At 56.6% G+C, this 9,901-nt stretch carries 8 protein-coding genes and 1 tRNA gene; 8 read left to right on the top strand and 1 reads right to left on the bottom strand.

What is annotated here, in order from left to right:
* Window positions 1-1,329, bottom strand: a 1,329-nt coding sequence (locus V3W31_08475; GenBank protein MEE9614963.1) for an aldehyde dehydrogenase family protein, incomplete at its 3' end; no start/stop codon positions are given.
* A 362-nt stretch (window positions 1,330-1,691) separates the two neighbouring features.
* On the opposite strand from V3W31_08475, the gene V3W31_08470 reads away from it, so the two are divergent.
* The 8 genes from V3W31_08470 to V3W31_08435 all read left to right on the top strand — a co-directional run.
* Entirely contained in the window at window positions 1,692-4,280 is a 2,589-nt protein-coding gene (locus V3W31_08470) for an AAA family ATPase (protein MEE9614962.1), read from the top strand.
* Window positions 4,281-4,344: 64 nt separating this feature from the next.
* Window positions 4,345-5,358, top strand: a complete 1,014-nt coding sequence (locus V3W31_08465) for a toll/interleukin-1 receptor domain-containing protein (protein MEE9614961.1) — start codon at window positions 4,345-4,347, stop codon at window positions 5,356-5,358.
* A gap of 227 nt (window positions 5,359-5,585) precedes the next feature.
* Window positions 5,586-6,236: an OmpA family protein gene (locus V3W31_08460; GenBank protein ID MEE9614960.1), complete on the top strand. Its 651-nt coding sequence runs from the start codon at window positions 5,586-5,588 to the stop codon at window positions 6,234-6,236.
* A gap of 92 nt (window positions 6,237-6,328) precedes the next feature.
* Window positions 6,329-6,402: transfer RNA gene (locus V3W31_08455), tRNA-Gly, on the top strand.
* 224 nt (window positions 6,403-6,626) lie between these two features.
* Window positions 6,627-7,232 (top strand): class I SAM-dependent methyltransferase, encoded by a 606-nt coding sequence (locus tag V3W31_08450; protein ID MEE9614959.1) that lies wholly within the window; start codon window positions 6,627-6,629, stop codon window positions 7,230-7,232.
* 111 nt (window positions 7,233-7,343) lie between these two features.
* Window positions 7,344-7,814, top strand: a complete 471-nt coding sequence (locus V3W31_08445) for a ribonuclease H-like YkuK family protein (protein ID MEE9614958.1) — start codon at window positions 7,344-7,346, stop codon at window positions 7,812-7,814.
* Window positions 7,815-7,920: 106 nt separating this feature from the next.
* Window positions 7,921-8,664 (top strand): DUF3047 domain-containing protein, encoded by a 744-nt coding sequence (locus tag V3W31_08440; protein MEE9614957.1) that lies wholly within the window; start codon window positions 7,921-7,923, stop codon window positions 8,662-8,664.
* A 184-nt stretch (window positions 8,665-8,848) separates the two neighbouring features.
* A partial coding sequence (locus tag V3W31_08435) for a LuxR C-terminal-related transcriptional regulator (GenBank protein ID MEE9614956.1) occupies window positions 8,849-9,901 on the top strand: 1,053 nt, incomplete at its 3' end.

Below are 9,901 nucleotides of genomic sequence, written 5' to 3'. Positions count from 1 at the left end.
GGTCGGGGCGTTTATGTAGACGATCCCGCTATCGAGGTCGCGCTCGGCCACAGCCGAGCTGTTTACGTCTTGGGTGTATATAGAAGACGACAGGCCGTAGACCGTGTCGTTGGCTGTGGCTATGGCGTCGTCGAGGTCCTTTATCTTTATTATGGACACCACGGGGCCGAATATCTCTTCACGGGCTATCCTCATGTCCGGCGTGACGTCGGCGAACGTCGTTGGCTCTACGAAGTAGCCATTCTTAAGCTCTCCCGCTTCGGCCCTGTTGCCTCCGGTAACGAGCCTCGCGCCCTCTTTCTTGCCGATCTCTATATATTCGAGGACCTTTTTCATCTGCTGTTCGTTTATGAGCGGCCCCACGTCGGTCGTATCTTTAAGGCCGTCGCCGAGGGTAAGCTTCTCCGCGGCCGCCTTGAATATCCCGATGAACTCGTCGTACACCTTTTCATGCACTATGAGCCTGCTCGTGGCCGTGCACCTCTGGCCCGTTGTGCCGAAGGCGGCGAAGAGGGTGCCGCTTAAGGCAAGTTCCAGGTCGGCGTCGTCCATTATGATGGTGGGGTTCTTGCCGCCCATCTCGCAGGTTATCTCCTTATCGATGCCCGCGCACTTCTTCGAGAGCATCTCTCCGACGGCCGAGGAGCCGGTGAAGGAGACGCCGTTCACTCCGGGGTGCGCGGCGAGGTATTCGCCGGTGGCCTCGCCCGAGCCGTGTACGAGGTTCAGGACGCCGGGGGGTAAGCCGGCCTCCTCCATCGATTGAACGAGCCGGGTGGCGGCCGCCGGAGTGTAGCTCGACGGCTTGAAGACCACGGTGTTGCCGCTTATGAGGGCGGGGAGTATCTTCCACGACGGTATGGCGGTCGGGAAGTTCCACGGGGTTATGAGTGCGAAAACGCCCTTGGGCACGCGGACGGATTTGCAGTCCTTGTTGCGGAGTTCGGAGGGGACCGTCTCGGCGAAGAGGCGGCGGCCTTCTCCGGCCATGTAGTAGGCCATGTCGATGGCCTCCTGCACGTCGCCGAGCCCCTCGGAGAGGACCTTTCCCATCTCGCGCGTTACGAGTTTGCCGAGCGCGTCCTTATCTTTTACCAGCAGCTCGGCCGCGCGGAAGAGTATCTCGCCGCGCTTCGGCGCGGGGGTCAGCCGCCAGGGTTCGTATGCCTTCCGCGCCGCCTCGACGGCCCGGTCCACGTCCGCGTGCGTGGAGGCGGGTATCGTACCGACTATGTCTTTGGTATTGGCCGGGTTTACGGTCTTGAGGGTTTTACCGTCGGATGAGTCAGTCCATTTTCCGTCTATGAGGTTCTGGTACTTTTCTGGCATGGCATCCTCCGGGTTTTTTTCTGGGTCTGAGTATAGCAGAGGGGGCTTTGTTGGGCAAGCACCGTGACGGTGGGGGAAACCGGCGATTTGTCCGCCATACGTCGTTAGCCGCACATTTTGTCTCCTCAACGTATATCAATATACGCCTGCGGGCCAAAATGTGCGTCTGCCTCGTCTGGCAGACAACTTGCCGGTTTATCCGTGACGGACAGCAATAATAAACCTTCCTCTCCCCTCAGGGGAGAGGATAAGAGGTGAGGGGTGCCTTGCGAGAAAGCCCTTGATTTCGCTTCGAGCCCCTTCTATTATGTGGTTATATATTAAAGGTGGGCACATTCTACCTTACGAAGCTGAGAGGGCGTATGAATGTCTTAAATGAAATATTGCATTGGTCACAGGATCGTCCAAAATGGCAGCGGGATGCGTTGCGGCGGCTCGTTTTGACCGGCGAACTTGAAGATGCCGATATAGAGGCGTTAACGGAGATTTGTAAAAGCGCCCATGGTCTGGCGGAAGCACAGGGCTATAGCCCGCTTACCAAAGATCATCTTCCTCCGAACGGGACCGAGGCCGGTCATGTCAACATTCAGTCGATCGTTCATCACCGCGGCGTCAACGCGCTCGCGGAAGACCAGACCGTAACATTCGGGACCGGGTTGACCGTTGTGTACGGTGACAATGCAGCGGGGAAATCCGGCTATACTCGAATATTGAAAAGTGCGTGTCGGGCGAGAGGCCCTGAGGGCATTCTCGGTAACGTGCTGTCCGGTACGGCACCGCCCACAGCATCTGTTTCGATTAAATACACGGTGGGTGGCGACGGCATACAGCATGAATGGACCGGGGAAGGTGACGATGAATCCATCGCACGTGTGAGTGTTTTCGATAGCCATTCTGCAACGGTGTATTTGACCGAAAAGACAGATGTCGCATTTCGGCCCTTTGGGCTGGATCTGTTCGACAAACTGGCAAAGGCCTGCAAAACCGTTCGGGACAAGCTCGAATGCGAGAAACGGGCGTTAGGTGCCGGTGGACTGCAGACTCTGGATTTACCAGAAGGTACGGCCGCAGCAAAGCTGGTTGTAAGCCTGTCGTCCTTGACTGATCCGGAGGAGGTCAAGGCACTGGCGATGTTATCGGAAGAAGAAAAGGAGCGGCTGAAACTGCTGGGGAAGCAACTGGTCGATTTACAGGCCAAAGACCCGGCCAAAACAGCACGGGAGTTAACGCTGCGGGCAGGACGATTAAGATCTCTTGTTAATCATCTAAGGGCTGCTGATGGTGTGTTGTCTGCAGAGGCCGTGAAGGCTATCTTCGATTCGCAACGAGAATTGCAGACGAAGAGAGAGGAAGCAGGGAAACTGCGTGACGCAACTTTTCCGGCAGGGTTGTTGTCTGGAACGGGATCGGATAGCTGGGTGGTATTGTGGGAAGCGGCCAGGCAGTTTTCAGAAACGGAGGCTTATCCGGATCGCAAATTCCCTGTGACGGAAGAAGAGCGTTGTGTGCTGTGTCAGCAGCGTCTTGAAGCGAATGCAGCCGTGCGGTTGAAGCAATTTGAGACCTTTGTTATTTCGGCTACCGAGAAAGAGCTTCGCGAGGCGCGAGAGACCTACACCGGACTTTACAAAGGCCTGGACGAATTGCGCGTCACCAACGAGACGGTGGAAGAAGCTGTCAAAGAAATCCGGATTGAAGTCGAGAGCTTGGCCGATGAGGTTAGCGCTAGTTTGACAGAGGCGGAAGCACGATGTGGCGGCGTGGTCAAGGGGTTGCAGAACGAACAGGGCATGCCAGGGGGGCTAGCGGAATATACGCCGGTTGCCGCGAAGATTGAGAGCCTGGCAGAGCAATTGGATCAGCGCGTGCAAGGGTTGCAAAAAGAGGCTGGCGAAGGGGAGAAGGAAAAGATTACCACGGAATTGCAGGAATTGGAGGCGCGTGAACGCCTTGGAAAATTCGAAAGTCATGTTTTGCGGGAGATCGAGCGCAAGAAGAAGATTGCAGCGTATGGGTTATGTCTCGACGACACGAGAACACAGCGAGTTACGATAAAGAGCACAGCTATAACAAAGGTCGTTGTGACGAAAAAACTTAAGGAAAGTTTTCAGGATGAGCTAAAAAACCTTGAATTTAAGCATGTGGAGGTCGAACTTAAGGAGATAGGTGGAGACTTGGGTAATATGTATCACAAGCTGCTCTTAACGAGGGCCCCCGGGGTCGAGCTACCGAGAGTGGTGAGTGAAGGCGAAGCGCGGTGTTTGTCGATTGCGGCATTCTTTGCCGAGCTCAGCACAGCCGATGATCCGTCCGCCATTCTGTTTGATGATCCGGTGTCATCACTGGATTACAAATGGCGCGACAGTGTTGCGTATCGACTTGTCGAGGAAGCCAAGACGCGGCAGGTAATGGTATTTACGCACGACATCGTATTTTTGTTGCGGCTGAAGCAGTACGCGAAAGAGCAAGACGTAGAGATGCTGGATCAGCATGTCAGACAGTCAATGATCGGAGCGGGTGTTTGTGAGCAGGAGTTACCGTGGGTCGCAATGCCGGTCAAAAAAAGGATCGGTTTCTTAAAGAATGCGTGGCAGGATGCTAAGAAACTATTTGATGCGGGGGACGATAAAGCGTATGAAAAAGAGGCAACTCATATGTACGGATTGTTGCAGGAAGCGTGGGAACGTGGTCTCGAAGAAGTGTTGTTGTGCGGCATCGTGGAGCGCTACAGAGTGGGTGTTCAGACACAACAGATCGAAAAAATTGCGGATATATCGCTGGAGGACTGCAGAGCCTTGGAGGTTGGGATGACGAAGTGCTCGAATTGGAGACCGGGCCATGATCGGGCCCCTGCAGCGCAACAAGATGTTCCCGAGCCTGACGAACTAATAGGCGATATTAAAGCACTGGAAACTTGGGTGTCCGGTATAAATAAAAGGCGACCACGATGATGTTAAGATATTTTTACCCTCGCCGAAGTCCTCTTTGCTGTAGTTTGCCCCTTACAAAACCATAATGAGCGAATACCGCAAGATATCAAAGACCGAACTAAAGAAAATCCTTTCTGCCCACAAGAAGTGGGTATGGTCGGGCGGGGAAGAGGGGGTTCGTGCGGACCTCTCCAGGGCGAACCTCTCCGGGGCGGACCTTTACGAGGCGGACCTCATCAATGCAGACCTTTCCGAGGCGGACCTCTCCGGTGCGGACCTCATCAGGGCTGACCTCGCCGTGGCGGACCTCTTCGGGGCGAACCTCAGTGATGCGAAACTCGTCGGTGTGCGCCTCATCATGGCGAACCTCTCCGGGGCGAATTTCTCCGAGGCGAACCTCTCCGAGGTGAAACTCTCCGAGGCGAAGCTCGCCGGGGCGAATCTCAGCGGTGCGCGTTTATTCGAAACCCTCTTTATTGATGTAGACCTTTCCAAGACTAAAGGCCTGACGGAGTGCAGGTTCGATGGCCCCTGCCCCATAGACCACAGGACCCTCGCCAGGTCGGGTGAGTTGCCGCTCTCCTTTCTCCGAGGCTGCGGCCTGCCGGACGAGATGATAGAGTATCTACCGAGCCTGCTTAAAAAGGCCATAGATTTCTACTCCTGTTTTATAAGCTACAGCCATGAGGATGAGGGGTTCACCAAGCGACTGCATGCCGACCTCCAGGATGAAGGTGTCAGATGTTGGTACGCCCCCGAGGACTTGAAGATAGGAGATAAGACCCGCTCGATTATAGACGAGGCCCTCCGTGTACATGACAAAGTTCTTCTAGTCCTTTCCGAAAATTCCGTTGGTAGCGACTGGGTAAAGTATGAAGTGGATAAGGCCCTGACGAGGGAGGTAAAGGCGGGCCGCACTATTTTGTTTCCGCTCCGTCTCGACGATTCGCCGGAGAAGGCCGACAAGGGATGGGCCTCGGATGTGTGGGATGAGCGCCACATAGGCGACTTCAGTGAATGGAAGGACCACGACTCTTATCAGGAGGCCTTCAAACGCCTCCTGCGAGACCTTAAGGGCACACAGGTAAAGCCAAAATAAGAATAAAGGATTCCGACGCCCTCCTTCCCCCCTTGACTCCCGCGCGGCTTTGTTCTTATGGAAAAACGGAAAAATGAAAAAAAGGTGCCGGCTGCTTCCTGAAATAGCGATTGCGGCTTTTGCCGGGATGGTGTATATTTCTGCTGGTAGTAGTGCCCTGCGAAATTTTTTTCCGCCGTCGGCCCTGAAGACGGTGTTAAGGAAATAAACTCTAAGGAGAGTATGTTATGAACAAGATGGCAGGAACGGCTATAGTCGTGGTTTTGCTGGGTTCCATGTTATCCTGCTCGAACCTGCAGACACGCCAGCAGAAAGGCACGGCTACGGGCGCCGTTGCCGGTGCGGCCGTGGGCGCGGCCCTGGGGCAGGCGTTTGGAGGAGATACCGAGAGTACTCTATGGGGCGCGGCCATCGGGGGGGTCGTCGGGGGGATCGCGGGGAACCAGATAGGCGCCTATATGGACAGGCAGGAGCGGGAACTTCAGGCCGTTGCGGCCGAGTCGGACGCAATGAGCCTGGCCAGGAGCCGGGACGTCCTTACCGCCACATTCAAGTCCGACGTAATGTTCGACCTCAACTCTTCCGCGCTTAAGCCCGGGGCGAATGCAGAGCTTGACCGGGTCGCAAGGATTTTGAACCAGTACCCCGAGACCGTTATCCGTGTGGAAGGCCATACGGACGCTTCGGGCCCCGAAGCGTACAACCAAAAGCTCTCCGAGAGGCGCGCCGACGCCGTTAAGAACGCCCTCACTCAGCGTAACGTCAACCCCCAAAGGATCGCAACCGTGGGCTTCGGAGAGTCCATGCCCATCTCATCCAGTGCCGCCATGAACCGCAGGGTAAATATAGTAATCGTCCCCGTAGAGGCGACGGGGTAGTAAGCAGGGTGGGCTGTGCCCACCCTGCGAATCCCGACGCCCTTCTTTCCCCCTTGACTCCCGCCCATGTTTATTTCTATAATAATCCCGCAGCGGGCGTAGTTCAATGGTAGAATGGAAGCTTCCCAAGCTTCAAACGTGGGTTCGATTCCCATCGCCCGCTCCATTTTTGAAAAAGGCCGTCCCTTAAAGGGGACGGCCTTTTTTTGTGTCCTTCGGTGTGGCAAACTCCGAGGGCTCGTTTATATAGAGACGGGATTGCTTCGCTGCGGGTCAATGACCCCACGGGTTCATGACCCCACGGGTCCATGACCCTCAGCTCGCAATGACATTCGCGTTTGCCATCCGTCAACACTGGACGCGGCACCACGGTTGGGGTAGACTCATACCATGGAGAAGAGGCGCGACTTCAAAGATTGGGAGAACTACTACCGGACCGAGAAGGTCGAGGCCATGGCGTGGTACCACCCATCGCTCGACCACGACTTCGAGCGGGCGCTACTGGAGATGGACATTCACACGGGTGCGGTGCTGGATCTCGGCACCGGGCCGGGCACGCAGGCCGTGGTGCTCGCCGAGTGGGGTTTCAATGTCACGGCTACCGATATATCGGAGACCGCCGTGGGTGAGGCCCGCGGCAGGGCAAAGAGGAGGGGGCTCGAAGTAGAGTGCCGACAGGACGACATCCGGCACACTAAACTCAAAGGCCCGTTCGATATTGTTTTCGACCGGGGCTGCTTCCACGTGATGCAGCCCGAAGAGAGGGAGGGTTACGTAAAGACGGTGGCCGGGCTCGTAAGGCCCGGCGGCTATCTGTTCCTCAAGTGCTTTTCCGTTGAGGAGACCATGGAGGAGGGCCCCTACCGCTTTACCCCCGAGGAGATCCGCGCCGTCTTCGGCACGAGCTTCAATATCCTTTCCATACGCAAGAGCGAGTTCCACGGCACGCTCGAAACTTTCCCGAAAGCGCTCTTCTCCGTCCTCCGTAAACCGTAGCTTTACGTCCCCCCTCTTCTTTTCCGGAACCCAGAAAAACCTTGTTTTTCCAGTAGTTTTGTAGTATTCTTTCCAATTGAGATGCTGTTCTCCGGTCAAAACCCGTCAGTAGTGGAATTTCTGAGCCCCACCTTCGGCAGGGTAACCATTGACGGTATGTTCGAGCATATCGTCGCCTACATAGGTGAGGGGGAAGGGCAGAAGTATAACCTCATCATCGGCACCGACTCCTGCGTGGGGAAAGAGACGCTCTTCGTCTCCGCCGTAGTCGTGCACCACGTCGGGCACGGCGGCCGCTACTTCTACAGGAAGACCCGCAGGAAAAAGATGGAGAGCGTCCGCCAGAGGATGATATACGAGGCCACCATGTCGCTCGAACTGGCCACGGTCATAAAGGAGAAGCTCTCGGAGAACGGGTTGAAAAAACTGCCGGTTGAGATACACCTCGACGTGGGAGAGAACGGCGATACCCGGAACGTCATAAAAGAGGTGGTCGGCATGGTCACCGGGTGCGGCTACGCGGCCGTGATCAAACCCGACTCCTACGGCGCCACCAAGGTCGCGGACCGCCACTCCAAGTAAGGCGGCTCAAAGGCTTTTTTAGTTCCTCAATTTTTCTCCCTTTTCCCTTGTAATGTCACTCTCATGCTTTCCAAAGAGTAAGTTTTTATCGTGGCCCCTTTTGGGCGTGCCGGTCCTGTGCCTCGCCCTGTTGTCCGAGGCCGCCCCCCCCGCCCCACCCGAGTCCCCGGCCACCACGGAGTTTTTCATAATAGACCGCTTCTCCGGTGAGGTCGGTCGAGACGGCCTCCCCGAAGGCTGGAAGCCGCTTACCTTCAGGAAGATAGAGCGCCATACCGACTACACGGTCGTCGAAGAGGAGGGGGGGGAGGGGGAGCGTTTCCTCAAGGCCGAGAGCCGCGGCTCGGCGTCCGGCGTGTATAAGGAAGTGGAGATAGACCTCGGCGAGTACCCGGTCCTCCGCTGGCGCTGGAAGGTCGAGGGGGTCGTTAAGCAAGGGGACGCCGCCAGGAAAGAGGGCGACGACTACGCGGCACGGGTCTACGTGACCTTCGCCTACGACCCGGAAGCCACTCCCTTCCTTGAGAGGGCGAAGTACAAACTCCTGAAGACGCTTTACGGCAGTGCCCCGGCCAACGCCATAAACTACATATGGGCCAACAAGCTCAAGAAGGGCGAGGCCGTCCCGAACCCGTATACGGAAAAGGCCATGATGGTCGCCGTCGAGAGCGGGGAGGGGCTTGCCGGAAGATGGGTGAGCGAGGAGCGGAACGTTTATGAGGATTATAAAGCTCTGTTCCATTTCCACGCCGAGCCGCCCGTGGTTACGGGCATCGCGGTAATGACAGATACGGACAATACCGGCGGGAGTGCCGTGGCTTACTACGACGATCTGGTTTTCGGGAGATAAAAGAATAGGGTGGACTCCGGGGGGTAACTATGCTATAGTTACCCTGTCCATGTGGGCAGTGGGATAGGGGGTAGGTTCCGGTTTTTGTCTTCCGATTTCACCCGGCAGGGTAGTATGTAAGCCTCCAAGGGTAGTTATACAGGGTATGCGCGTCTATTAAAGGTATAAGTGAAGGGCATGAAAAATGAGTAAACAAGGGCAAAAGAAGAAGAGTACTAACGACGCTCCGCTCCTTACCATGAGGGAGGTCGACATCCTCAGGTGGGTCCAGGAAGGCAAGACCAACGAGGAGATAGGGGCCATTCTCGGCAGGACCAAATGGACGGTAAAGTTCCACCTTAAGAACGTAATGAAGAAGCTCAACGTCACGAGCCGCACCCAGGCCGTGAGCCAGGCCATAGGCAAGGGGATTATCGTCCCCATTGCCTCCGAGGAGCCCGGTGCGTCGTCGGGCAAGATACAGGCGGGTGTGGTGGGCTGCGGCAAGGGAGGGGCCGGCATAATGGAGATATGCAAGGACAACCCCACCATAGACGTCATCTGGGCGGCGGACAAGAGGCCCGACGCCCCGGGGGTCAGGGTTGCCGCCGAACTCGGGATACCCGTGCTGCCCGACTACAATGAGGCCGTAAAGAGCGGGAAGGCGGAGTTGATATTCAACGTGACGGGCTCCGACGCAGTAAAAAAAGACATCGAGAAGATACTTCCCGCCGGGACGGAGCTCATGGGCGGGCTCTCGGCGAGGATAATGTGGCAACTCGTCGAAGAGAGGCGCAGGAGGGTGAACGAGCGGGAGAAGGTCTTGAAACAGCACGAGGCCCTCTACCACCTCGGGCTTGTGGTGGAGAGCATCGACAGCCTCAAGGACGCGGCCTACGCCATAGTGGACTATGCCACGAAGCTGACCGACAGCCCCGCCGGGTCGCTGGCCATCTTCGACGACAAGGCGGGCGAGATGATGCTGGCCGCCAGCAAGGGTTTCAGCAACGAGTTCAAGAAGGTGAACAGGTGGGAGATCAGGAAAGGGGGGCTCACCGGGACCATCCTGAACCACCAGGGCCCGCTGGGCATAGAAGACCTGCGGGAGAGGCCCGACCAGAACCCGGTACTCTTGAAGGAGGGGATAAGGAGCATCCTTGCCGCGCCCCTGGTGGTGGAGAGGAGGATAGTCGGCATCCTCTACGCGAACGACTTCAGAAAGAGGAAGTTCAGGAGCGACGACCTGGCACTCTTCTCT

The organism is Thermodesulfobacteriota bacterium (assembly GCA_036482575.1).
Lineage (GTDB): Bacteria > Desulfobacterota > GWC2-55-46 > GWC2-55-46 > JAUVFY01 > JAZGJJ01.
Note: the sequence above shows the minus strand (reverse complement) of the source record. Positions and strands in the feature narration are given on the sequence as shown.